We start from the raw sequence: 22,648 nt of genomic DNA on the forward strand, positions 1-22,648 counted from the left end.
GAGCGTACCTTAATGTAAGAGCGACAGGAGGAGCGGTTAAGTCTCCCCATATAGGGGGAGATTTAGTAGGGGTGGATGCTTCTTTTGGTTCTTTTCTTCGCGCCGAAGAAAAAGAACGTCTCTGCAGGGTGCAACCCTGCATTATAGCCGTCCCTTACAAAGGGACTCTAAGGGGTCGGTTTCTTTCTCGTAACTAAAAGAAAATGAAGGAATGCAAAAGAAAACAAGCTTTTATTTTGCATTTCTCTCGTTTTTTCGTAACTTTGCACCCGAAAAAAGCCACCGATAATTAACCATTACATGTTGCGACGCAAGAAACAAAGACTACTATCTTATTTTATCATCCTGCTGTCTGTTGGGATGATTAGTGCCTGCGCCGACAATCTGAAAGAGCTTTTCCACCCGTCAGACAAGGCCCCAGTCATCAGTCCGCTGGCCACCAAACTGGGTTTCTCTAAGGAAAGACCTCTGGTCATGGGTATGAACACCAGCTATGCTCCCCTGCAATATGTCGACGACAAGGGCGTACCGAGCGGTTATGATGTCGAGTTCACCAAGATCCTGATGAATCGCATGGGCATCCCCTACACTTTCTCCCCTAATATCTGGGACAACATGTCGCCAGGCATCATCGAAGGCAAATACGACGTAGGCATGTTGGTCTATTCGGCCTATCGCAAGGAACTCACGAACTATTCGCATGCCGTGTTCCGCATGTACTATCAGATTGTCTATCGCAAGAAAGACTATACCGACTTCGACTTCCGCCACCTAAAGGGCAAGACCATCGCCTATATGAAGTCGCGCCCTATCGGACTGATGCTCAAGAATGCCGAAGCCAACGATGTGTCGATCACCGACTTGAGTGAGGCCTTCCGCGATCTGGCCGCCGGTAAGTACGACGGACTGATCTGCTACCGTTTCCAGGCCCAGTACAATATCAGTACGCTGCACCTGGAGAAACAGTTGCAGACAGAGGAGCTGTCGCTGGAGCCGCGCGAGTACTGCTATGCCAGTCACGACCCCCGTCTGATCAACGCCATCAATGCCGAGCTACGCCGCATGGACGAGGAAGGCATCATCGACGAGGTGTATGGCGACAACGTGCTCACCCAGTTCGGTTCCATCAAGGTGCCCCTGTGGATCTGGGGCGTGCTGATGCTGCTCACCATTATCTATCTGGCCATCTACAGTATCAACCGCCACCGTTACAGCAAACGGCTGCAGCAGGCTCACCAGCAGCTGCAGTCGGCCTACGACCAGATGGCCGAGAAGAACGAGCAGCTGCAGATAGCCAACGCCCGTGCCGAGGAGTCGACACGCATGAAGAGCAATTTCATCAAGCAGATATCCCACGAGATACGTACCCCTCTGAATATCCTCAGCGGCTTCACCCAGATCCTCACCTCATCGGGCATCAAGCTCTCCGAGAAGGATCAGTCTGAAGCCTCGCAGCAGATCATCAAGAGCACCGACCGCATCACGGGTCTGGTGAACAAGATGCTCGAGCTCTCCGATATCAGCAGTCAGGTTGTGCTGGCGCGTAACGACAAGACCACGCCCTTGAAGATCGCCCAACAGGCCATCAGTGCCTCAGGCATCAAGCAGGCCGCCCACCTGACGTTTATCCTGCGACAAGAGGTAGGTGCCGAATGCTCGTTCTATACCGACCAGCGCGCAGCCGTTCGCATCGTAGAGCTCCTGCTCGACAATGCCATCAAGTTCACCCGCCCGTCGGAGGCTTATCAGTCGAAGGACACAGAGGAGAAAGAGCAGGTCACCATGACCGTCAGCTCTGGTAGCAACACCGTCCGTTTCACGGTCGATGATACTGGCATCGGAGTTCCTCCCGAGGAGGCCGAGCGTATCTTCAACGAGTTCGTGCAGTTAGACGAGTACTACAACGGCACTGGTGTCGGCCTGACCGTCGCACGCAGTCTGGCCCGTCGTCTGGGCGGTGATGTCAAGCTCGACACGTCGTGCACCACCCACACCCGCTTCATCGTCACCCTCGCCAGGAAGCAGTAACAGCACACCTCCCTGCCTATGATGGACATCACACATTTCTATATAGAGAAGGGTCAGGGTGATCCCCTCATTCTACTGCACGGCAACGGAGAGGACCATACCTATTTTGACCACCAGATCGAAGTGTTTGCCCAGCACTACCATGTGTACGCTCTTGACACCCGTGGTCACGGACAGACCCCACGAGGCACCCGTCCCTTTACCATCCGCCAGTTTGCCGACGATCTGTTGGCCTTTATGGATGCCCGCCATATCGAGCGTGCCCATCTGTTAGGCTTCTCCGATGGCGGCAATATCGCCATCATCTTCGCCCTCCGCTATCCCGAGCGTGTCGACCGTCTGATTCTCGACGGCGCCAACCTCGACACTGCCGGTGTGAAGAGACGCATCCAGATTCCCATCGAGATCGGCTATCGCATCGCCCGGCTCTTCGCCAAGCGTAGTACCTCAGCCCAGCAACATGCCGACCTGTTGGGACTGATGGTCAACGATCCCAATATCCCCGTCGAGTCACTGGCCCGCATACAAGCTAAGACACTGGTCATCGCCGGCACCAACGATATGATCAAGGGAAAGCACACACGCCTGATTGCCGCCAACATCCCCGATGCCCAACTGGTCATCATCCAAGGCAATCATTTCATCGCTAACAAGCAGTCCGAGGCCTTCAACCACGCCGTCCTCCACTTCCTCCAAGCGTAGTCATGGCTCATAGAGAGCATCATAAGCCGTCATCCTCATCTTCGACGAGGTCGAGCTCGTCGGGGTTGTCGAGGTCAAGGCATTCCTTGGTGCTTCGTACGGCATAGATGTTCAACTTGCTGATGTCGAGACCGTCTAACTTAGACGGGCGGCGCTTCCATTCCTCGTAGGGGATGCCCTTTGACATCAGCAACGACTGTAGCTCACGGATATAGATCTCCAGATGGGTGATCCGCTTACGCAGGTCGCGCATCTTGACCACTCGTCTGGGGAAGGTCACGGTGATCTTCGTCTTCAGCGCCTTGATCTCACTCATCAGTCTCTTGATGGTGGCATCCTTGTCGGGATTGTCCTGCGCCCCCGCCTCGGCCTTCTCAAGTCGCTTCTGCAAGAGGACATTCTCCTCCTCCAAACCCTTCGCATAGCTGCTCAGCTCCTCCAGACGACGCAGATCTCTGCGGTAGGCAGCAATGAGATATTTCATCCGGACCTCATAGGGGATATCATCCTCAAAGACGCCGATTCGCTTATTATACTCTTCCATACCTTCTATTATTCAACATCCACCCCCCAAAAAAAGTTATCTGACGCGCTTCCCGAAGATCTCACAGATCAGGTTCCGACGACCGTCGTCGAAAATCTGCACATTCTCCCAATGGAAACTATCAGCCGTGATATCCGAGAAGATCCAGTAGGTACACGCCTCGGCCAGAACCTTACCCACCAGCTTGTCGCCCTCGCGGGTAAAGCACAGTCGTTTCATGCTATGATCGCAGGTATAGACCACGTCGTACCACTTCTGCTCCTTGTTGAACATACGCAGCGATGTGCCATATTCGCCATCCGGCTCGGGGTGCTCTTCCTTGGTGCTTCTGGAAGGGAAGATAAAGATATCCTGTACGCCCGTTCCCTCCAGGATATACCGGAAGATCCACTCGCCTTTCACATGACGTTTCTGGTCGTCGGGACCGTCGTAATAGTCACAGTCCCAGTCGCCGATCAGCGGCGCGAACCAGTCGTAATCCTCGGGAATCTTGTAAGCTTTGGTGCTTAATAGTGCTTCAGAAAAAGTATCCATCTGTGATAATACCTATTTATGATTTCGTTAATTAAGTTATTCGGTTACAAAGTTATAAAACAATCTCATGAAATTGCAAAACTCCATGTCAACTTTAGCTTAAAATAACAATCGGAAGCGTCAGCCCATCACCACGTCGAGCACCATCATCAGCACAAACCCCACGGAGAAGCCGATGGTGCTGAGGTTCGAGTGCTGACCACTAGAGGCCTCGGGTATCAGTTCCTCGACGACCACGTAGAACATGGCGCCTGCGGCAAAGGCCAGCATATAGGGAAGGACGGGCATGAGCAATGAGGCCAGCAAGACGACGGCGACAGCACCTACCGGTTCGACGGCACCACTCAGCGAGCCGATGAGGAACGAGCGACGGCGACTGTTGCCGGCGGCCCGCATCGGCATGGAGATGATGGCCCCCTCGGGGATATTCTGGATGGCGATACCCACAGCCACGGCCAAGGCACTGGTAATCGTGATGGTCGTGGCACCACTGCTGGCACCGGCAAAGACCACACCGACAGCCATGCCCTCGGGCAGGTTGTGGATGGTGACGGCCAGAGCGAGCATGGCCGTACGGGAGAGATGGGCGCGGAGACCCTCGGGCTTGTCGGTACCGATATGCAGGTGTGGCGTCAGCACGTCGATGAGCAGCAGGAAGCCCATGCCCAACAGGAAGCCCACGGCCGCGGGCACCACGCTCCACTTGCCACTGCTCGCCTCCATCTCCATCGACGGGATGAGCAACGACCATACCGAGGCGGCCACCATCACCCCAGAGGCAAAGCCTAACAGCCACTTCTGCATGCGTACCGACATCTCATCTCTCATCAGAAAGACAAAGGCCGAGCCAAGCATCGTTCCCAACAGGGGAATCAACAATCCTATGACAATCACCGTCATTCTCCTACCTATTGTATATATCACCATGAGGTCTCATGACTGAAACCCGCTGCAAAAATACGCAAATAATACGAGAATACGCCTTCTTTTATTGAGAAATCCTCATTTTTGAGTATTGCACACATGACAGAATCTCCGTACCTTCGTACCTCGTTTAATAACAGATGAAGATTAAAAGGATTCTTGTGAAGCAGTATGCCCAAGTGGCCATCACCAACGACTACTGGAGCTACATCATCTGGCATGAGCTCGACGATGATGCCGACTTCGACCGCGACTATTGTAAGATGGTACAGGAGATGACGGCCGAGGATGTGCAGCGCATGGCCCAACGGCTGTTGGCCGCCAAGCGTTGTATCGAGGTGACCATGCTGTCGGAGTAATACCTACATCTGATTAGGTCATGAGAGGTGCACGGTGCTTAAAACACTCTGTTTTAGGTATTGTGCGCCTCATTTTTTCGTCATACCTTTGCACCCGGAAAATGGAATAGTATGATAAGGTACAACAGACATCAGGATATAACGATGACTAAGAAGAGGACTCATATAGGTGTGAGTCCTCTTTTTTTTGTGAACAAATTAGAGTATTGTTCGTTTTTAAGCGTCAGACTATGCAGATAAAAAAGGAATACACACGTGAACAGATTGTGACGGTGGCCAAAGGAGTCTTCCTCAAGAAGGGCTTTGCCAAGACATCCATGCGCGACATCGCCAAGGGCTGTGGCATTGGCGTAAGTAACATATACAACTACTTCAACAGCAAGGACGAGTTGTTCAGACATATCGTGACACCCCTCACGACGGAACTGGAAAGGATGATGCACGACCATCACAACGTGAAGGACCATGAGCAGTTTCTGCAATATGCCCGTGGCGAGAACAACGAGATGATGATGAATCACGTGCAGGAATACCTGAGTCTGATCAACAATCATCGTGACGAACTGAAACTGATCCTGTACAAGTCACAGGGGTCAACACTCGAGACCTATATTGATGTATATACTGAGGCATGTACGAAAGAGGTGTTGAAGTTTATGAAAGCGTTTAAGCACAGTTATCCGGATTTCCGTGTAGACCTCAGTCCGTTCACCTATCACGTACATATGGTATGGATGTTTAATTTCATCTCGGAGGTCATCAAGCACGACCTGAAGCCCCGGGAGATGAAAAAAGCCATTGAGGACTACATACAGTTTGAATTCTCAGGATGGAGAGCAATCATGAACCCAAATAACATATAAGACAATGAAAATTGAAAAGATCAATGAACTGTTCGGCAGGTTTGCCGAACGACTGCTGAAGATGCGCTGGATGACATTAGGCATCTTCGCGCTGGTGATAGTCCTGTCGGTCATAGGCATGAGACGTATGGTGAAGGAGACCTCGTTCGACGACTACTTCATCGAGGATGATCCCATGCTGGTGAAGACAGAGGAGTTTAAGTCACACTTCGGCAACGACTACTACGTCGGTGTGCTGACACAGTGCGACAACCATTTCACCAAAGAGAACCTGTCGACACTACGTGCCCTGTCCAACGAACTGCTCGACAGTCTGTCGTACGCCGACAAGGTGACCTCGCTGACCGACATCGAGTTTATGGTAGGCAGCGATGACGGTATGACCATCGAGCAGATCGTGCCCGACGACATTCCTGACGACGGTACGCCCGCCATGGATAGCATCAAGGCCAGAGCCTACAGCAAACCCCACGTAGCCAAGAAACTGATATCAAAGGATGGCAACCTGTCGTGGATCATGGTGAAGCTGCGCGCCTTTCCAGAAGACAGTGTATGGAAGAAACAGGGTAACGTGTCACCGGATATCATCACTGGTCAGGAGGTGGAGCGTATCATCAAGAAGCCAGAATATGCCTCACTGAGTCCAAAAGGAACAGGCATGCCGTATGTCACCAACTGTAAGACAGAGTATATCGGTAAGGAGATGGGAAGGCTGATGATGATCGCCACTCTGATCTGTATCGTGGTGATGCTCTGTATGACCCGTTCACTAAGGGGCATCCTGGCACCAATCATCTCCGTGATTGGCGGTCTGTTCATCACCTATGGCATCGCAGGCTTCACGCAGATGTATGTCGACTCGACGGTACTGATGATTCCCACTATCCTGTCGTTTGCAGTGGCCATCGCCTATAACATCCATATCTTCTCCTACTTCAAAGGACGGATGCGTATCCACGGTGAGCGTCGAAAGGCGATCGTGGAGACCTTGAAGGAGATCGGTTGGTCGGTATTCTTCTGCGGCTTCACCACCCTGGTGTCACTCCTGTCGTTCCTCGTCATCCCCATCCGTCCGATGCACTGTGTCGGTGTCATCAGTTCAATGAGTGTACTGTTTGTACTGCTCACCTCACTCATCATCTCGCCCGTACTCCTGTCGTTCGGTAAGAACAAACGCCCCATAGAGGGCTTCACCGAGGAGAGCGATACTCGATGGACCAAGGTGATGGTGAACCTCTGCGACGTCGTACTGCGCAATCCCAAGAAGATCGGCTATTCGTTCCTCGTCATCTGCATCCTGTTGTGTATCGGTCTTTGGAAGATCGAGGCCGCCTTCGATATCGAACGGACCATGGGTATCAATGTGCCGTATGTGAAAGAGGTGATGGACGTGGGTCGTTCGGAGCTGGGATCGCTCTACTCGTATGACCTGATCGTGGAGCTGGCCAACGACGACGAGGCCAAGGAGCCCAAGAACCTGAAGCTGCTGGACCAGTTGCAACAGAAAGTGGCAGGCTATAAGTTGACCAAACGCACCACCTCGATCCTCGACATCCTGAAAGACCTGAACCAGACGCTGAACGACGGTGACAGTGCTTACTACCGTATCCCCGACACGGAAGAGGAAGTGGCACAAGAGATTCTGCTCTATGAGAATGCCGGTGGTACCGAGTCGGAATACTGGGTGGACTACGACTATCGCCGCCTGCGCCTGATGGTGGAGATCTCCGACTTCAACTCGGCTCAGGTGGAGCGCGAGATAGCAACGATCCAGGCAGACGCCGAAGCGCTGTTCCCCGATGCCAAGATCACCGTGGTGGGTAACATCCCGCAGTATGTCACGATGATGCAGTATCTGGTGAGAGGACAGATGTTGTCGTTCGTCATCTCGATCCTGATCATCGGTATCATTCTGATGATCGCCTTCCAGAGCATCCGTGTGGGTCTCATCGGACTGATACCGAACATGATGCCAGCCGTGTTTGTAGGCGGCTATATGGGTTGGATGGGTATCCCCCTCGACATGATGACGGCTACGCTACTGCCGATGATGCTAGGTATGGCTGTCGATGACACCATCCACTTCATCAACCACTCAAAACTGGAATACGATCGTACCGGTCACTACAAAAGTGCTATCCAAAGGACCTTCCGTGTGGTAGGTGTGGCTATCGTCATCACCTCAATCATCACCTCGGCCGTGTTCGCCAGTTTCTGCACCTCGGCCTGTACCATGTGTATCAACTTCGGACTGACGGCTATCATCGGTATCATGTCGGCCCTCGCTGCCGACCTCCTGGTAACCCCGATCCTGGTCAGCAAGTGTAAGGTGTTTGGAAAGGAGAAAGTTAAGAATTAAGAATTAAGATCACTGAATAGATTATGAAAAAGATTGTATTAGTTTTGGCCGCCTGCCTGATGGCTGCGGGAGAGATAAGCGCCCAACAGTTGACGGGGCGTGACATCATACAGAAAGTAAAAGACCGTCCTGACGGTAACACCCGCTATGGCGAGATGGAACTGACACTGAAGAAGAAGAACGGTACGACCCGACAGCGCAAGATCACCTCGTGGGCGATGGATGAGGGTAAGGACACCAAGAAGATGATGTTCTTCACCTATCCAGGCGACGTGAAGGGAACAGGTTTCCTGACCTGGGACTACGACCAGATCGGTAAGGAAGATGCGAAATGGCTCTATCTGCCTGCCATGAAGAAGACACGACGCATCAGCGGTTCCTCGTCGAAGACCGACTATTTCATGGGTACCGACTTCACTTATGATGATATGGGCTCACGACATGTCGATGAAGACAAGCATAAACTGCTCCGTGAGGAAGTGAAGAACGGGCACAAGTGCTGGGTGGTCGAGTCGGTACCCGTCGACAAGCACGAGATATACAGTCGGAAGGTGTCATGGATCAGACAGGACTGTCTGACAGCCGCCTATGTGGAGTACTACGACAAGCTGAACAAGCTGCATCGCGTATTGACCATATCAGACGTTAAGAAGGTACAGGGATTCTGGACCATCCACAAGATGGAGATGAAGAACGTGCAGACCGAACACAGTACCGTGATCCTGGTGAAGAACCCTAAGTATGACATCTCCATCGACAAGGCCCTCTTCACCGTCGCCAAACTGGAAAAAGGCTTATGAGATCTGTAATCATCATGGCGCTCCTCTGGTGCGCACTTCCTCGTCCTGCCCTTGCGCAGGACGAGGATTCCCTGCGTGTCGGTGTGAAGGGGTTTGTCGATACCTATCACGCCTTGCGTACAGAACGACCTAACGACTGGATGTCGTCAAGAACCCGGGTGCGTGGCGAGGTATCTCTGGAGAAAGGACCTGCGGGAGCCTTCGTCTCGGCCAACCTGGTGCACAACGCCATCCTGAAAGACCGGACAGGTCTGCAGGTGCGTGAGGCCTACGCCTACTACTCCGACGACAACTGGGACCTGCGCGCCGGCAGACAGATCATTGCCTGGGGCGTGGCCGACGGTCTACGACTGACGGATGTGATATCGCCCATGGACTATACGGAGTTCCTGGCACAGGACTACGACGATATCCGCATTCCTGTGGGAGGTCTGCGACTGCGCTACTCACGTGAGAAATGGAGTCTCGAGGCGGTAGCCATACCAGTCAGCGCCTTCTTCGAGCTCCCGACCGATGGAGAGAACCCATGGTCCATCGGACCTGTTCCCATCCAGGCAGAACCCCGTCATAAGCTATGTAATATGGAATATGGTGCCCGTCTGTCGTTCTTCCACAGCGGCATCGATATCTCATTGTCGGCCCTCCATACCTGGAACAAGATGCCGGTCGTCTGCAATGGTGTCGGCGAATACCGGCGGATGACCATGCTGGGAGCCGACCTGTCGGTGCCTGTGGGGAAGTTCGTCGTCAGAGGTGAGGTGGCCGAGTATCTGGACGAGGCCCAGACGGCCATGGACGTCGAGGAGATGCCAAGAGCAGCCTCTACGAATGCGCTCCTGGGCATAGACTGGTATGCTGGCAACGACTGGTCGCTCTCAGCCCAATATGCCCACAAATATGTGGCATGGGGCGATCACCGCCATACGGGACTGGCCACCCTTCGCATCTCCAAGGAACTGCTTCACAACACACTGGCGCTCCAGAGCTTTGCCTATATCGACGTGACCAACGGCGGCATCTACAACCGTCTGAGTGCCGACTATGCACTGAACGACCAGTTGCACGCCATCATGGGCTACGACCTGTTCCAGGCCGACCGCGGCATGTTTACCGTCTACGACAAGAACTCGGAGGTATTCCTTAAATTAAAATACAGTTTCTAGACATTCTGGTTAGTAATGATGTGCGCAATGCTCTAGCCCTTCGGTTATAAGCATTGCGCACTTGCATCCCCCCTTCATTGATCGTCGATCAGAAACAGGTCTTATCGTTTCCTGGCTCTGAAATAAGCCATGGCGCCCTCCACATGGAAGTCGAGGATATCATAATAAGGCTCTAGTCGCTGACGCACATCACCAGCCGTATCGAAAGGCGGTGTAAACCACCCCATACGCGCCATCACGGTCTTAGCGAGCCAGTCGGCAGATTTCCGCTCACCGGCAACATAGAAACAGGCAAGAAGTTCGCCGCCAGCCCTTAGCGTACGCAGGATCTCGGCATAAGCCTTCTCCTTGTTGGGAAACACATGGAGCCCATTCATGCAGAGTATGAGGTCGAACGCCTCATCCCCGAAAGGCAGTGCACCGACATCACCCTGCATCGTCTTGATATGAGTGACGCCAGTGCCACGAAACCGGTATTCAGCCTGTTCCAGCATATCCAGACTATAGTCCACACAAGTGATATCAGCCTGTCTCATCCTCCTGTACTTCTCCGTAGTGAACACTGCCGTTCCCACAGGTACATCGAGCATCCTGCCCGCGAAATCGTCAGGAATCCAACCCAGTACCCTGCGGGCTATCTCGTTGTCGTCTACCCCACCCCAGAGCAGTTTGAAATACAAACGACTCCACCACTTACCCTGTGTGATGGCATCGTCGTAAAAATGCCTGCTAAACCTATAAGCCTTCTGTACCGTTGTTTTGTTCTGCGAAGAACGCTTCATCTGATCTTTCATCTTCTCTATTGTTTGTTAATCCGAGTGCAAAGGTACCACAAAGATCACGCAACCCGGTTGCATATAACACCCCCGACGTTCGTCCGTCGTCCGAGAGACAAGAAAAAAGAGGCCGACCACCGTGGTCGGCCCCTACTCAATACTAAACTAAACAAATACTTTATGAATTTATACCTATGATTACAAGTCTGGAGTGATCGCGGCGACCCAAGCCTCGATACGAGCGTCGGTCTTATCGTCCTCGTTGATATCGTCGAGAGGCAGACCGATGAACTTTCCGTCGATGACAGCCTCAGAGTCATCGTAGGTATAACCGTCGGTCTCAACGCTTCCGATGAAACGAGCGCCGCTGGCCTTGATGCCATTATAAAGCTCGCCCATGCCTCCAACGAAGGTGTCGCCATACGACTGGCAGTCGCCACAGCCGAAGATAGCGATGGTCTTACCGTTAAGATCAGCCCCCTGCAGGGTCTTCAGTCCGTCGTACCAGTCATCCTGCAGCTCACCGGCACCCCATGTCGAAGTACCGAGAATCAGATTCTGGTTATTACTGATGATATCAGCCGTCAGGTCCTGTACGTTAACGGCCTCACAGCCCAGTTTCGAGGCAATCTTCTCTGCGATGGCCTCACAGGTTCCTGTAGAGGAACCATAGATAACAATTGTTGCGTTCATTTTAATGTTCTTATCTAATTAACTGTTTCTCGGGCACAAAGGTACGAGGATTATACGAAGTGCGCAATACCTAAAACAGAGTGTTTAAGTATTGCGCACCACCGCCAACCTGCCGAAGCAGATTAATCACAAATAGGTATTACAATTGCGAAATGACGGTTCCGCATCTGAAAGACAGTAGCTGTTCACCCATCACGCCTTTCATCACCTCATATACCATGTCACCTGTACAATGGCTGGTGTAGAACTGCGTTTCAGGATATCTTTCTGTCAGTCTTTGAGCCAGAGCTTTTATTTCTTCATCCGTCTCTTGTCCGTCAAGTAAGTGGAAACCACCGACAACGGTATGAACGGGCCAAGGACAGGCTGCCAGGATGTTCTCCAGACCGCTGTGAGCACAGCCACTAAACAGCAGACCATCGACATACAGAGCCAACTCATGTCGGAAATCGTCGTGGATATAATCACCGTGGGCATCCTGCACATAGAGGTTTTTATTCCCCTTGGGCATCGGATGCATCTGAGGGATATGGGCAATCACATAGATGCCTTTAGCGATCTCGCAGGTCTGGTCAGTCAAGACGAGTCTGTTATCATCTATCTCCGGCCACTCCGTAGTAATGCTGTGCAGATTCCCCCGCTTGGAAAAGAATCTACCACTCATTGCATCGGGCGAGACGATGACCTTGAACGCCGTTCGAGCCTGACGATTAGACTCTAAGAGGTACCGTAAGCCGCCTGCATGGTCACTATGTCCATGAGAAATGAAAACAGAGTCCACATCGTTGAGATCTACGCCCAACAGCTCAGCATTCCGAATAAACACATCACTCGCTCCTGTGTCAAGCAGAATCTTGTGTTGCTCTGTTGCTAACAGGATTGACAGTCCATGCTCCGTCTCAAGCGCAGGATTGCACGACCGGTTGTCTGATAAAACAGTCCACTGCATATGGTTATTTGCTCTTCAGTGTTAGGCTGGCGGTGGGCAATGGGCCGATGCCGCCACCACCGCGATGACCAGCATCATTGTCATCATGATCTTCTTCATTTCTATCTATATGAAGTTATATGGTTATCTCTATCTGAATTCCCTCTGGACCGAGGATGCAACTCTCATAATACCCGTCGCCTGTGGTTCGCGGGCCACTAATAACCTGATAGCCGGCATCACGAAGTTCGATGGTCTTGGCATCTACCTCCTCCTTGCTTCCTACGGCAAACGAGACATGAATGAATCCGATATGAGGCTTCGAAGGGTCTGCCTCGATCGTGTCAGGGCGCTGCATCAGCTGACCTTCGGTCGACTTCTGGCGCGACTCGGCAGAGTCGAAGCAAGCTTCACTCTGCTCTCGCTGCTTCATCAGTTCCAGCCGCGCTCCCCCGTTGGGGAAAGAGAGGATATACGTCCTTAGGCCAGTCCGCGGATTATGGTACTGCTCATTGCTTACAGCCTCGAAGTAATCGAGGAAGAACTGTCGCATCGCTTCAAGGTCGCGACAAAATAATGCCACATGCTCTATCTTCATACTCAACTATCTCTTACATCTAAACTTTGCCATTTTTCATACTTTTTGATTTTGGTTGACTGATGAATCTGATCGGTCGCTTGCAAAGATACGAAAAGTCGAGAGCAGAACAAAAGATTTTAATCTTTTTTTTGCCGAGACGGAGTAACTTCGCCATCTCAGATGGCAAAGTTACGAAAAACGAGTGAAATGTAAAAGGAAAACTGGTTTTTCTTTTCATTTACTTTACCTCGCTCCGCGAACAGTGACCGTTGGTTCCGAGTGCTTTGTATCTTCGGCGAAGCCAAAGTTACTCCGTCTCTGTTTGTCAATTTTTAGTTAAACATAGGCCGTTGATGCCGAGGGGGGATCTTTGGCTTAAGGAGATGCCTTCTATGAGCTATCCGGATAGGCTCTATGGGTCATGGAGATAGGGTCTATACCCCTATAGGGATTATCTCCATCAGTCGTAGATGACGTCTCTTTCACCGAAAGGGATTATCTCTTTCACCCTTACTTGGGGGGTGCTCGGCCCGCTGGCGTTATCGGTTACAAAGGTACAACATTTCAAAGAGTGCTTTTCCGTAGTAGGGCTTACTTGGGCGCAGAAGGGCGCAGAAGGACGCAGAAGGACGCAGAAGGACGTCAATGGGTCACGATTTCTGAGCCTGCGTTTTCCCCTTCAACAAGCCCTTCGACAAGCTCAGGGACCGTAAACTTCTGTTTTTTCTCCTGTCGTTATTTGTGACAGATGACGGATGACAGATAGGTTATAAGATTTCCTCGCGCGTGTACGCAGGAACTTTCGAGCCGCCAGAAGTTCCTGCGTACACGCGCGAGGGTTTTGCAGAAACCATCTGTCATCCGTCATCCGTCACTCGCCAGAAGGGTGCGGTGGCTCTCCTAAAGGAGAGCCAGGAATAGTTCTTCTTCCTTGCTATTTTTATATACACTTGAATGGCATCTTCATGGCGACTGTCCCCTCTTTGTTCTCAATTTCCTCGAATCCCATACGTTTGTACAAGTCGTAGGCAACGCCCATCACGGCTGGTTTGGTTGTAAGGCGGGCTTCGACGAACCCCAGCCTCTTTGCCCTCTCAAGGATGGCCTCAATCAGTTTCCGGGCATATCCCTTACCCCGATAATCGGGTTTTACATAGAGCCGTTTGATCTCACAAGCAGTGTCGTCTACCTTCCTAATAGCTATGGTGGCCACTGGGTTGGCATGGTCGTAGCCGATCAGCAGGGCACCACCCTCATAATAGGCATCGAGGTCGGCCAACTCTTTGTCGAGCGACACGAAACACTGCTCTGCTCCCTTGATTGTTGCATACTCACGGATCAACTCCTTGGCAACCTCTTTGTTCTCACAATCTCTGATTTCTAATAAACACATCATACACTTTTTGCATGCAAAATTAACGATTTTCTATGACATTTCACACATCAAGCACGTTTTTCTTGCAGAAAAAATATTGAGATGAGAAAAAGATTCGTAACTTTGCAAACCTACCACCTGACAAAAAGATGAGAATGTAAAGAACAAAGTCTAGGTATCTTGGCCAGTTCGGTGGCTATCGTTATGGATGCCGGCTCACGAGTGAGATTCAACCCTTGGTACCTGGAATACAGGTGACCATCGTTGTTGATCATAACTACAGCGAATAGCTTCGTACCTATTTTTGGTCTCGTTGATATTAGCAGGTCCATCTGTTAATTAAGTCTAATATTCTATACATTTTGTTACGTTTACTTGACTTTTTGGAAAACAATCATTACTTTTGCAGCGTGATAATGGTTGTATTGCGCAGCAGCCATATTCACACAGCATGCTGACAAAGATAGTGATAACATTAAAAAAAAGTAAGAAGATGAAAAAGGATTATTTATTTCCGTATCAGTTCAAGTGGATTGGGTGGAGCTTGTTTATCCCGTTTGCGCTCCTTTTCTTTCTGGCGTATGGGTGTTTTCACGTGATTGACGACGACTTCATCAGTTTCAAGACGCTTATGATCATGATGGGCGAGCTTAACATCTTCCATGGGGGGCATGAAGCAAAAGGATTTCTTTTTGAGGTGGGTCGCCAAGGGATGTTTGATGAGATTTGCCTCGTAGCGATGTCGGTGGGGCTTCTTTTTGTGGCATTTGCACGCGAACGCGATGAGGATGAGTATGTAGAGCATCTGCGGCTACACTCGTTTGCATGGGCGATCAAAGTGAACACCGTTCTGTTTATTCTTGGGACTTGGTTCTTCTTTGGCGGTCTCTACCTCTGGTTCGTACTGTTTTGGTTCCTCTCGCTCTTCCTCATCTATCTCGCCAAATTCCAATTGGAACTGCACCAAATGAGAAAGGGGGTAAACGATGAAGAATAACATTCGCGTGGAGCGGGCAGTGCTGAGGATGACGCAGCAACAACTTGCTGAACGTATCGGCGTGGCCAGGCAGACCATCAATGCCATTGAGGCGGGCAAATACGTGCCTTCGACGGTTCTGGCATTGAAAATGGCGGCCGTTTTTGACAAATCGGTCAACGACATTTTTATGCTTGAAGAAACCGACTAGACAATAAAATCCCACCATGTTATTCTGTCATGGTGGGATTTTTTAATTACTTGTTTTCGCTAAATTGGAATTTACTTCAATAAACCATATAAGAATATATCGTAAATAATGCCTCCTTTAATCACCGCTTTGCGCATGACTCCTTCTTGTATAAAACCATTCTTTAGTAAAATGTGCTGAGATGCGAAATTGGGCTGAAAGACATTTGCTGTAATTCGATTGAGACCAAGTTCCTTTATTGCAATCTCACACACTTGTCCCACAGCCTGGCTCATCAGGCCACGATTCCAATAGTCTTTCAATAACATGTAACCTAATTCGCCGTCAAGCCTGTATATATCTGCTTTTCGTTCAACGGAAACACTACCAACAATCTTCCCATCTACGACCATTGCGCGAAAAGTTCCGTCAATGCCTTCGCTTTTGGCAACCATATTCAGCCACCAATTAGCATCATCTTCTGTATAAGGATTCGGCAATCTGTCTGACAAGTATGTTCTATCAACGGCATTGCATAATTCCTTCAGTTCTTTTTTGTCAGCCAAACACCATTTCCGCAATTCTACTTTCATACCGCTAAATTCCGATTTATCTTAATGTACTTCTATTTTTGAAAACAGGTTGATTACGATAACGCCTGCAATTATTAACGACAGTCCAATGTAAGCAGGAACGTCTGGTACTTGTTTGAAAGCGAGAACACCTATAAGAGTAATCAGCACAATTCCAAGAGCACTCCAAATAGCGTATGCTATGCCGATGGGCAGTGTGCGTAGGGCATGGCTCAAGCAATAGAACGAAAGCAGATAGCCTACTGCCATTGCGACAGTTGGCAGTATCTTGGTGAACTGCTCAGAGTATTTGAGCATCGTGGTGGCAAATGTCTCTAAGACAATGGCACCTATCAGAAACAGCCATTCTTTCATTTGCTCTCTGATGATATGCCCTTCTTATAGATATACGTGGTATAGCCAGGAGCGTAGGAGTCATAGACCTCGCTGAGGAACTGACCTACCAGTGTGAAACCATGTTGTGGGTAGTATTCGTGGGTGCAACTGGTGTCGGTCCAAAGGTATAGATGCCTCAGGTCTCTGTGCAGGAACTCATCCATCATTTCCTGCAGCAACAGTTTCCCACAGCCTTTCTGATTGCTGATGAAGAGCGATAGTTTCACTTCGCCGTCACTCATGCACTGCACCGTTTTTCCGTCAACCTCCAGCATATAGTCGGCCAATAGACGGAAACGCTCAAGCTCATGGTCGGTCATCTGTGCCTCAATGTTCTCGCGCCATTGGCTGACATCTGCCTTGTCGTCATGGAAGTTGGCAAACAGCACCCCATGAATCACGCCATCATCGCCCACGGCCTTCAAGGCAAGCGAGGGATTGCTATAGTTATAGCGAAGGATATACTCTGCCACTGCATCGATAAACCACTGCCGTTCGTCGGCATAAAATTCGCCCCATGCGCCAGCAGCCAGTGGTGCTGCTTTAGCAAAGTCATCATTCGTGAATTTCTCTATTTTCATTTCTATTATTGCCTCATGCTTTATTAAGTTATGTAATACTCTGAAAATTGGAATTTACTGTTTTGAAGAGGGGTTGAATGCCTCCTTTGGTTTTGTTTCGAACTCACAAGTCAACAGATGCCAATTTTGTACGGAGCTCCACCATCTGAAAGTATCAGATTCATATATTTTTGTCGCAGAGCCTTTTATGTTATCCTTTGTGGAATAATACAAATTGAATCGGTACTTGCCAGGAGGGACTCTTGCACCGGAACTTGATACCCATGCGAATTTGACGGAATCAGGGTATAGTGGTGGTTCGTCAGACCACGTAGTGCAAATTGGACCAGTGTGGTTCCCCACATATTCACCTTCAACCCATCTGGAGAGTCTACCCCAAAAATAACCGGGAAGCCATTCTCCATAAAGGGTGTCTAAACTCTCATTCTTGATAAGAAAATGTGGGCCAGGAAACTCACCGTTCTCACCAGTGTAACTACCTAGGTATTTAATCTTAACCAAAGGAGATGGGGAGGAATACTTGGTGATGGTGAAGCGACCAGAGTTAATAGAGTCTTTGCTTTTCCAATCAGACAAGTCTTTTAGCTCTCTCATAAAATGAGCTATTGTTTCCACCTTGTATTCTTTACCTGTCAGCGCGAAAGATCTCACTATGGAATCCCTGCCCGATATGGGATTGGAAAAGATGGCTGTCAGTCGATATTCGCCAAGTTGCTCCAAATAATAATCTTTTTGTATCTGTTTGACAGTGTCATCAAGCACAATGGTACTCTTTCCGTCAGGAAGAAGCATTATCAATGTCCCATGAGAAGTTGATGGAATTTCTTTGACAGAATAATCAATCAGCATGTTACATTGCCCTTTCACGGATATGACATTTGATAAAATCAATATGAATATGGCAAATATCTGTTTCATAATTCCGATTTATCTGTTTATTATACTATTCTCTATTGCTTGCAACGATATAAGTATGAAGTTATTATTTGAAAAGATTCCTTATATCCATAATACATGGTTCAAAATTTTACTCAGTGCAAAGATATAGATTATAAATAGGATCACAAAACATTTCCCAAGAATAATTCAGTTTTACCATCATATATTTTGTATCAAATCTGAGCATAAAGAAAAGGGACCTGCCCAAGCGGACAGGTCCCTTTCATTATGTTAGAGTGATAAATAGCAAAATAATGTCGAACCACCAAGTAAACTCGCGATATATCGCACATCATGCGACGTTTTTACTCAATTAATCCACATCTACATATAGTTCGTCAACAGAATACAAAACGGCATTGCCTGCAAGAAATATCTTGTTGCCTTCTTTCCTGCAATAAAGTGTTCCACCGCGTTTTGATGCCTGGAAGGCCACCAACTCCTCTTTTCCTAACGTGTCTACCCAGTAGGGGATGATGTGGCAGTGGCCGGAACCGCAAACAGGGTCTTCAGGAATGTTAAGCTTCGGACCGAAACTACGTGAAACGCAATCTTCCTTCTCTCCTTTGGCCGTAACATGAACTAGCAGACCATCTATCTGTTTAATTTTCTCCAAATCAGGATTCAGACTCAAAACAGCCTGCTCATCATCCAGTACACATAGCAAGTCGCGGGCAATATAAGCCTCTCGGATAGAAACGCCCAAGGCTTCCTCCATAGCAGGCGTTACGGCTGTCGGCTTCAAGTCATAGGCAGGAAACTCCATCTCATATAAGTTACCCTTGCGTGTCACGATTAATTCGCCGCTTAAAGTGGTAAATACAACCTGATCTGCTTCCTTTTCATAATCTTTGAACAAGACGAAAGCTGTGCCCAAGGTGGCATGTCCACAAAGATCAATCTCACCTCCAGGGGTGAACCAACGCAAATGCCATTTCTCACCCTCTTTGACCGTAAAGGCGGTCTCGGAGAAATTGTTCTCACGAGTGATGTTCATCATCATTTCCTCGCTTGGCCACTTCTCCATCACACAAACGGCAGCCTGATTGCCGTGAAACACTGAGTCTGTGAAAGCATCTACAACATACTGTTTCATTTGATTTTCCTTTCTTTAATTAATAACGATTAATCTGTTTATGATACTGTTCTCTATATGCTCGTACAGGCATAAATATAAAAAAAGGGACCTGCCAAGTGAACAGGTCCCTTTGCAGTTTATATATGAGTATTCTACTCCTCAACAGCCGCCTGTGCGGCGGCTAACAAGTATTGAAAATCAGCGACTTACAGAGTTAGTGTAAAGTACTGGCTACTCTTTTTCGACACATTCTGCGCATTTTTACACGCTCACTGTGACAAAAACGTGCTTAATGGCAGAGATTCTCTTTCCTATGTAAATATTTCCATTTTGGTTTTACACTAAATTGCTCAACCTTTGTCTTGCAATCGTTAACTGTCAATGCTTCATGTATTCTATAGAACCAAAGCCCTCAGAAACACTCTGCAAACTTTGTTTGCAAAGTTAATGATTTCTTCTGACTTTACGTTCATTTAGCACGTTTTTCTTGCAGAACGTGTATGATTTTAATATATATTAAGGTGGAAACGACATCCTTTTACCAATTTTTATGTTTCGATTAAAAGAAAAATGGATAGAATTCAATGCCATAAGTTTAGGTTTAAGTTTAGATATGCTTATATATATAATAAGGTATGGTAAACCTGAAGCAGATGATTGTAGGTTTAATGTTTAAGTTTAGAGAGGCATGTATATATATGGGTAAACGTAAACCTAAACTTTGCAGAATGAAACGACTTGATGTTTCCCAAAATTCACATTTTTCTTTTTACTGAAGATGAATCAATTTAGGTTCTCCCCTTCTCATTCCACTTTTCTTTTAACAGAAAAAGCTCTATATAAATCTGACGTTTCTGCTTTCGAGAGACGATGAAATTAGGTTGCAAAGGTAACTGTTGTTCCTTCATCTACCCAAGGTGAACCAATGGTATGACTCAAAATCTCCACGCCATACGGGTTGTATTTGGAGCCATAACCTTGTGCTGATGGTCACAACACCTTGTGAAGCAACATAATTTCTAATCACTCCCGAAAGTAGAGAAATCTACAGTAGGGAAATAAAAAAAATCGAGATTATGGCAAATCAAGCAACATTATCAAATTTAGATAATGTTTCGAAGTTTGTCATAGAGATAATACCATGTGAATTGTAGTTGCCGTATGGCCTGAATGACCAAGGCGAGAAGGCAGTTTCACAAAACCATGACGGGCATACATCTTCACTGCATCGGCAAACTCCGGGAAAGACTCAATGTATAGATGTGTATAGCCTGCTTTCCGTGCTTCATTGATGACCAGCGAGAAAAGTTTTGAGCCATACCCCTTCCCACGAACTTTCGGGGAAAGATAGAATTTTACCAGTTCTACATATCCTTCAGGCAAGCCTTCTGTTGGATAGAAACCACAGCCTCCCATCACCTCACTATCTTCGTTGATGACCCAATATCCGGCATTCACATCCTGCAAGGATTCCCATATATGCCATGTGCGGGAATCATCATAGACGGTGTTCACCAATGGTGCTCCATATTCCTCGAACACAGAACGTATCACACGGGCAAGCGGCTTCTGATCTTCCTGTTCTATCGGTCTGATGGTCGCTGTTTTATTCTCCAGACACAGTTCCATCAGAATGTCGCAACGTTCGTAGGCATTATTCTTCAGCGGTATCTCCTTGAATCCCAATTTGCGATAAAGAGCAATGGAGGCTTCCAAGCGGGTGTTGCCTTCGAGAAAGATTCGTTTTACATCATGACTGCGGGCATAGTCTAATAATGCCTCGCCCAGTTGGCGACCGATGCCTTTTCCCTGTGCATCTGGAGAGACTGCCATCTTTGCTAGCTCGTGACAGTCAGATTCAGGATGCGGTTTCAGCGCACAGCAACCCACAACCTGTCTGCTTTCGTCTATAGCCAGAAATATCTGCCCACCATGTCCGATGATGTTGTCATCGATATGTGCAAATGTGTCAAGATCAGACTGCTCCAGTCTGAACCAGGTCTCTATCCACTGCTTGTTCAGTTGGATAAAGTCCTGCTTGTATTGCTGCTCGTATGTGACAATTCGTATCATCAATTGCAAAAGTACACCTTTCTTAGCATTTGGGCAATACCATAACAATGGTATTTACTTATTCCTCCTCACCGTGATCGGTCAGCATGGACTCCAGATAGAAGGCCTTGGCTATGACAATTTCGGAGGAAGGAGACACGCTGTCGGTGAATGTGATTTGCGTGTAGCCTTGCTGGCTGAATCCCGTGACGACTTCCTGTTTCCGGAAACGGTTGGAACCAAGACTGACAAATACGAACTTGCGATTGGCACTCATCACAATGGCTTCATCGGGCACGGCATTGCAGGTCTGGTCGTCACAGTGGATGACTGCCGAAACGAACATATTGGGCAAGAGTTTTGCCCCTTCCGCGCTGTCGAGTTTGACATGAACAGAAGCCGACTTCGACTCATTGTCCAAGACTGCGGTTATAAACGAGACTGTACCCGTGAGGAGTGTTGATGAATGATCGGAGAGTTGCATGGTGACTTTCTGACCGATGTGGATGCTGGCGATGTCGCTTTCAAAGACATGGAGGTCAGCATGGAGGGCCTTGTTGTCATAGACCTTCATCAGCACGGTCTCGCTGGCGAGATAACTTCCCATACTTACCAATATCTCGCCCACCACGCCCGTAATGGGCGAACGCACTGGAGCAGCATTCGAAAAATGCCCTTGCGCTACCTGACGACAGTTGATGCCCAGTTGTTCCAACTGAAGGCGCAAGCCTTTCTCGGTGACGCTTGCCATGTCAAATTCTGCCTTGGCCTGTTGCAGGTTCTTACCCACGCCAGCACCTTGGGCATGAATGTCCAGCTGACGCTGCAAAGCCTGCTGTGCCAGCGATAATTGTCGTGAAGCGACGAGATAGTCTTTCTGCAGAGCCACTATCTCGGTGTTCTCCACTAAGGCAAGCGTCTGTCCCTTCCTTACAGCCTGTCCTTCTTTCACCAGGATGCGCTTGGTGATGCCAGCGACCAAAGAGGTGACCTCAGCTCGGTCTTGCGGAGAAAGTCTCAGCGTTCCCGTGGCATTGATGGTGCCCGAAAGCTGGCGTTGTTCTACATGCCCCAACTCGACACCGATGGTATTCAACTGCTGTTCGGTCAGTTGGGCGACATTCTCTTCATGCGACTCTTTTTCTTCCTCTGCCTGCTTCACTTCGTTCTTGCAAGAAACGGTCAGCAGCGACAGGGCAATCATAGAATATATTATTTTCTTCATCTTCTTAATCG

At 48.9% G+C, this 22,648-nt stretch carries 24 protein-coding genes; 9 read left to right on the forward strand and 15 right to left on the reverse strand.

Going from position 1 to position 22,648, the window contains the following annotated elements:
- The first annotated feature begins 360 nt into the window (after positions 1-360).
- Together BLU99_RS02590 and BLU99_RS02595 are read left to right on the forward strand one after the other, a co-directional pair.
- Entirely contained in the window at positions 361-2,028 is a 1,668-nt protein-coding gene (locus BLU99_RS02590; RefSeq protein ID WP_218128529.1) for an ATP-binding protein, read from the forward strand.
- Positions 2,029-2,046: 18 nt separating this feature from the next.
- Entirely contained in the window at positions 2,047-2,730 is a 684-nt protein-coding gene (locus tag BLU99_RS02595; RefSeq protein ID WP_218128530.1) for an alpha/beta fold hydrolase, read from the forward strand.
- A 19-nt stretch (positions 2,731-2,749) separates the two neighbouring features.
- Here BLU99_RS02595 and BLU99_RS02600 read toward each other — a convergent pair whose 3' ends face one another.
- The 3 genes from BLU99_RS02600 to BLU99_RS02610 form a co-directional block, all read right to left on the reverse strand.
- Positions 2,750-3,274, reverse strand: a complete 525-nt coding sequence (locus BLU99_RS02600; RefSeq protein WP_091899601.1) for a hypothetical protein — start codon at positions 3,272-3,274, stop codon at positions 2,750-2,752.
- A 36-nt stretch (positions 3,275-3,310) separates the two neighbouring features.
- Positions 3,311-3,808 (reverse strand): hypothetical protein, encoded by a 498-nt coding sequence (locus BLU99_RS02605; protein WP_091899602.1) that lies wholly within the window; start codon positions 3,806-3,808, stop codon positions 3,311-3,313.
- A 120-nt stretch (positions 3,809-3,928) separates the two neighbouring features.
- Entirely contained in the window at positions 3,929-4,708 is a 780-nt protein-coding gene (locus BLU99_RS02610) for a ZIP family metal transporter (RefSeq protein WP_091899929.1), read from the reverse strand.
- A gap of 164 nt (positions 4,709-4,872) precedes the next feature.
- On the opposite strand from BLU99_RS02610, the gene BLU99_RS02615 reads away from it, so the two are divergent.
- The 5 genes from BLU99_RS02615 to BLU99_RS02635 all read left to right on the forward strand — a co-directional run bounded on the left by BLU99_RS02615 (position 4,873) and on the right by BLU99_RS02635 (position 10,276).
- Positions 4,873-5,091, forward strand: a complete 219-nt coding sequence (locus tag BLU99_RS02615) for a hypothetical protein (RefSeq protein WP_091899603.1) — start codon at positions 4,873-4,875, stop codon at positions 5,089-5,091.
- A 230-nt stretch (positions 5,092-5,321) separates the two neighbouring features.
- Complete coding sequence (locus BLU99_RS02620) at positions 5,322-5,954, forward strand: TetR/AcrR family transcriptional regulator (RefSeq protein WP_091899604.1); 633 nt, start codon at positions 5,322-5,324, stop codon at positions 5,952-5,954.
- Positions 5,955-5,958: 4 nt separating this feature from the next.
- A complete protein-coding gene (locus tag BLU99_RS02625; protein WP_091899605.1) occupies positions 5,959-8,313 on the forward strand; it encodes an efflux RND transporter permease subunit in 2,355 nt (784 codons plus the stop codon).
- Positions 8,314-8,336: 23 nt separating this feature from the next.
- On the forward strand, positions 8,337-9,113 hold the full coding sequence (locus tag BLU99_RS02630; protein ID WP_091899606.1) for an outer membrane lipoprotein-sorting protein: 777 nt from the start codon (positions 8,337-8,339) through the stop codon (positions 9,111-9,113).
- On the forward strand, positions 9,110-10,276 hold the full coding sequence (locus BLU99_RS02635) for a DUF1302 family protein (RefSeq protein ID WP_255397417.1): 1,167 nt from the start codon (positions 9,110-9,112) through the stop codon (positions 10,274-10,276). Before BLU99_RS02630 ends, BLU99_RS02635 begins: the two co-directional genes overlap by 4 nt.
- Before the next feature lie 101 nt (positions 10,277-10,377).
- On the opposite strand, the gene BLU99_RS02640 is transcribed toward BLU99_RS02635, so the two are convergent.
- From BLU99_RS02640 to BLU99_RS02660, 5 genes are all read right to left on the reverse strand, one after another.
- Complete coding sequence (locus BLU99_RS02640) at positions 10,378-11,070, reverse strand: class I SAM-dependent methyltransferase (RefSeq protein ID WP_091899607.1); 693 nt, start codon at positions 11,068-11,070, stop codon at positions 10,378-10,380.
- A gap of 180 nt (positions 11,071-11,250) precedes the next feature.
- On the reverse strand, positions 11,251-11,745 hold the full coding sequence (gene fldA / locus BLU99_RS02645) for a flavodoxin FldA (protein WP_091899608.1): 495 nt from the start codon (positions 11,743-11,745) through the stop codon (positions 11,251-11,253).
- A 139-nt stretch (positions 11,746-11,884) separates the two neighbouring features.
- Positions 11,885-12,694, reverse strand: coding sequence for an MBL fold metallo-hydrolase (locus BLU99_RS02650; RefSeq protein WP_091899609.1), 810 nt, complete (start codon positions 12,692-12,694; stop codon positions 11,885-11,887).
- A 115-nt stretch (positions 12,695-12,809) separates the two neighbouring features.
- Positions 12,810-13,271, reverse strand: coding sequence for a VOC family protein (locus tag BLU99_RS02655; RefSeq protein ID WP_091899931.1), 462 nt, complete (start codon positions 13,269-13,271; stop codon positions 12,810-12,812).
- A 922-nt stretch (positions 13,272-14,193) separates the two neighbouring features.
- Positions 14,194-14,649 (reverse strand): GNAT family N-acetyltransferase, encoded by a 456-nt coding sequence (locus BLU99_RS02660; RefSeq protein ID WP_091899610.1) that lies wholly within the window; start codon positions 14,647-14,649, stop codon positions 14,194-14,196.
- Positions 14,650-15,121: 472 nt separating this feature from the next.
- Between BLU99_RS02660 and BLU99_RS02665 the strand changes: the two genes are divergently transcribed.
- Together BLU99_RS02665 and BLU99_RS02670 are read left to right on the forward strand one after the other, a co-directional pair.
- Complete coding sequence (locus BLU99_RS02665; RefSeq protein ID WP_144006079.1) at positions 15,122-15,625, forward strand: hypothetical protein; 504 nt, start codon at positions 15,122-15,124, stop codon at positions 15,623-15,625.
- Positions 15,615-15,815 carry a helix-turn-helix transcriptional regulator gene (locus BLU99_RS02670; RefSeq protein ID WP_176771009.1) on the forward strand — a complete coding sequence of 67 codons (201 nt, stop codon included), beginning with the start codon at positions 15,615-15,617 and terminating at the stop codon, positions 15,813-15,815. The genes BLU99_RS02665 and BLU99_RS02670 overlap by 11 nt, the downstream gene beginning before the upstream one ends.
- 71 nt (positions 15,816-15,886) lie before the next feature.
- On the opposite strand, the gene BLU99_RS02675 is transcribed toward BLU99_RS02670, so the two are convergent.
- The 7 genes from BLU99_RS02675 to BLU99_RS02710 all read right to left on the reverse strand — a co-directional run bounded on the left by BLU99_RS02675 (position 15,887) and on the right by BLU99_RS02710 (position 22,637).
- A complete protein-coding gene (locus tag BLU99_RS02675) occupies positions 15,887-16,387 on the reverse strand; it encodes a GNAT family N-acetyltransferase (RefSeq protein ID WP_091899612.1) in 501 nt (166 codons plus the stop codon).
- 21 nt (positions 16,388-16,408) lie between these two features.
- A complete protein-coding gene (locus BLU99_RS02680) occupies positions 16,409-16,741 on the reverse strand; it encodes a DMT family transporter (RefSeq protein ID WP_091899613.1) in 333 nt (110 codons plus the stop codon).
- Positions 16,738-17,343, reverse strand: a complete 606-nt coding sequence (locus BLU99_RS02685; RefSeq protein WP_091899614.1) for a GNAT family N-acetyltransferase — start codon at positions 17,341-17,343, stop codon at positions 16,738-16,740. Before BLU99_RS02685 ends, BLU99_RS02680 begins: the two co-directional genes overlap by 4 nt.
- A gap of 54 nt (positions 17,344-17,397) precedes the next feature.
- Positions 17,398-18,261: a hypothetical protein gene (locus tag BLU99_RS02690; RefSeq protein ID WP_144006080.1), complete on the reverse strand. Its 864-nt coding sequence runs from the start codon at positions 18,259-18,261 to the stop codon at positions 17,398-17,400.
- A gap of 334 nt (positions 18,262-18,595) precedes the next feature.
- Positions 18,596-19,378 carry a PhzF family phenazine biosynthesis protein gene (locus BLU99_RS02700; protein WP_091899617.1) on the reverse strand — a complete coding sequence of 261 codons (783 nt, stop codon included), beginning with the start codon at positions 19,376-19,378 and terminating at the stop codon, positions 18,596-18,598.
- Positions 19,379-20,485: 1,107 nt separating this feature from the next.
- On the reverse strand, positions 20,486-21,433 hold the full coding sequence (locus BLU99_RS12380) for a GNAT family N-acetyltransferase (protein WP_255397418.1): 948 nt from the start codon (positions 21,431-21,433) through the stop codon (positions 20,486-20,488).
- 58 nt (positions 21,434-21,491) lie between these two features.
- Positions 21,492-22,637, reverse strand: coding sequence for an efflux RND transporter periplasmic adaptor subunit (locus tag BLU99_RS02710; protein WP_091899618.1), 1,146 nt, complete (start codon positions 22,635-22,637; stop codon positions 21,492-21,494).
- Between the last annotated feature and the right edge of the window lie 11 nt (positions 22,638-22,648).

The sequence above is a fragment of the Prevotella sp. lc2012 genome, from assembly GCF_900107065.1.
Classification (GTDB): Bacteria; Bacteroidota; Bacteroidia; order Bacteroidales; family Bacteroidaceae; genus Prevotella.

Coding starts and splice junctions, on each gene's coding strand:
- BLU99_RS02700 (WP_091899617.1), bottom strand. CDS start 19,378: ATGAAACAGTATGTTGTAGATGCTTTCACAGACTCAGTGTTTCACGGC.
- BLU99_RS02650 (WP_091899609.1), bottom strand. CDS start 12,694: ATGCAGTGGACTGTTTTATCAGACAACCGGTCGTGCAATCCTGCGCTT.
- fldA (WP_091899608.1), bottom strand. CDS start 11,745: ATGAACGCAACAATTGTTATCTATGGTTCCTCTACAGGAACCTGTGAG.
- BLU99_RS02660 (WP_091899610.1), bottom strand. CDS start 14,649: ATGATGTGTTTATTAGAAATCAGAGATTGTGAGAACAAAGAGGTTGCC.
- BLU99_RS02595 (WP_218128530.1), top strand. CDS start 2,047: ATGATGGACATCACACATTTCTATATAGAGAAGGGTCAGGGTGATCCC.
- BLU99_RS02630 (WP_091899606.1), top strand. CDS start 8,337: ATGAAAAAGATTGTATTAGTTTTGGCCGCCTGCCTGATGGCTGCGGGA.
- BLU99_RS02640 (WP_091899607.1), bottom strand. CDS start 11,070: ATGAAAGATCAGATGAAGCGTTCTTCGCAGAACAAAACAACGGTACAG.
- BLU99_RS02665 (WP_144006079.1), top strand. CDS start 15,122: ATGAAAAAGGATTATTTATTTCCGTATCAGTTCAAGTGGATTGGGTGG.
- BLU99_RS02620 (WP_091899604.1), top strand. CDS start 5,322: ATGCAGATAAAAAAGGAATACACACGTGAACAGATTGTGACGGTGGCC.
- BLU99_RS02685 (WP_091899614.1), bottom strand. CDS start 17,343: ATGAAAATAGAGAAATTCACGAATGATGACTTTGCTAAAGCAGCACCA.
- BLU99_RS02670 (WP_176771009.1), top strand. CDS start 15,615: ATGAAGAATAACATTCGCGTGGAGCGGGCAGTGCTGAGGATGACGCAG.
- BLU99_RS02610 (WP_091899929.1), bottom strand. CDS start 4,708: ATGACGGTGATTGTCATAGGATTGTTGATTCCCCTGTTGGGAACGATG.
- BLU99_RS02675 (WP_091899612.1), bottom strand. CDS start 16,387: ATGAAAGTAGAATTGCGGAAATGGTGTTTGGCTGACAAAAAAGAACTG.
- BLU99_RS02635 (WP_255397417.1), top strand. CDS start 9,110: ATGAGATCTGTAATCATCATGGCGCTCCTCTGGTGCGCACTTCCTCGT.
- BLU99_RS02605 (WP_091899602.1), bottom strand. CDS start 3,808: ATGGATACTTTTTCTGAAGCACTATTAAGCACCAAAGCTTACAAGATT.
- BLU99_RS12380 (WP_255397418.1), bottom strand. CDS start 21,433: ATGATACGAATTGTCACATACGAGCAGCAATACAAGCAGGACTTTATC.
- BLU99_RS02690 (WP_144006080.1), bottom strand. CDS start 18,261: ATGAAACAGATATTTGCCATATTCATATTGATTTTATCAAATGTCATA.
- BLU99_RS02680 (WP_091899613.1), bottom strand. CDS start 16,741: ATGAAAGAATGGCTGTTTCTGATAGGTGCCATTGTCTTAGAGACATTT.
- BLU99_RS02625 (WP_091899605.1), top strand. CDS start 5,959: ATGAAAATTGAAAAGATCAATGAACTGTTCGGCAGGTTTGCCGAACGA.
- BLU99_RS02710 (WP_091899618.1), bottom strand. CDS start 22,637: ATGAAGAAAATAATATATTCTATGATTGCCCTGTCGCTGCTGACCGTT.
- BLU99_RS02655 (WP_091899931.1), bottom strand. CDS start 13,271: ATGAAGATAGAGCATGTGGCATTATTTTGTCGCGACCTTGAAGCGATG.
- BLU99_RS02615 (WP_091899603.1), top strand. CDS start 4,873: ATGAAGATTAAAAGGATTCTTGTGAAGCAGTATGCCCAAGTGGCCATC.
- BLU99_RS02600 (WP_091899601.1), bottom strand. CDS start 3,274: ATGGAAGAGTATAATAAGCGAATCGGCGTCTTTGAGGATGATATCCCC.
- BLU99_RS02590 (WP_218128529.1), top strand. CDS start 361: ATGATTAGTGCCTGCGCCGACAATCTGAAAGAGCTTTTCCACCCGTCA.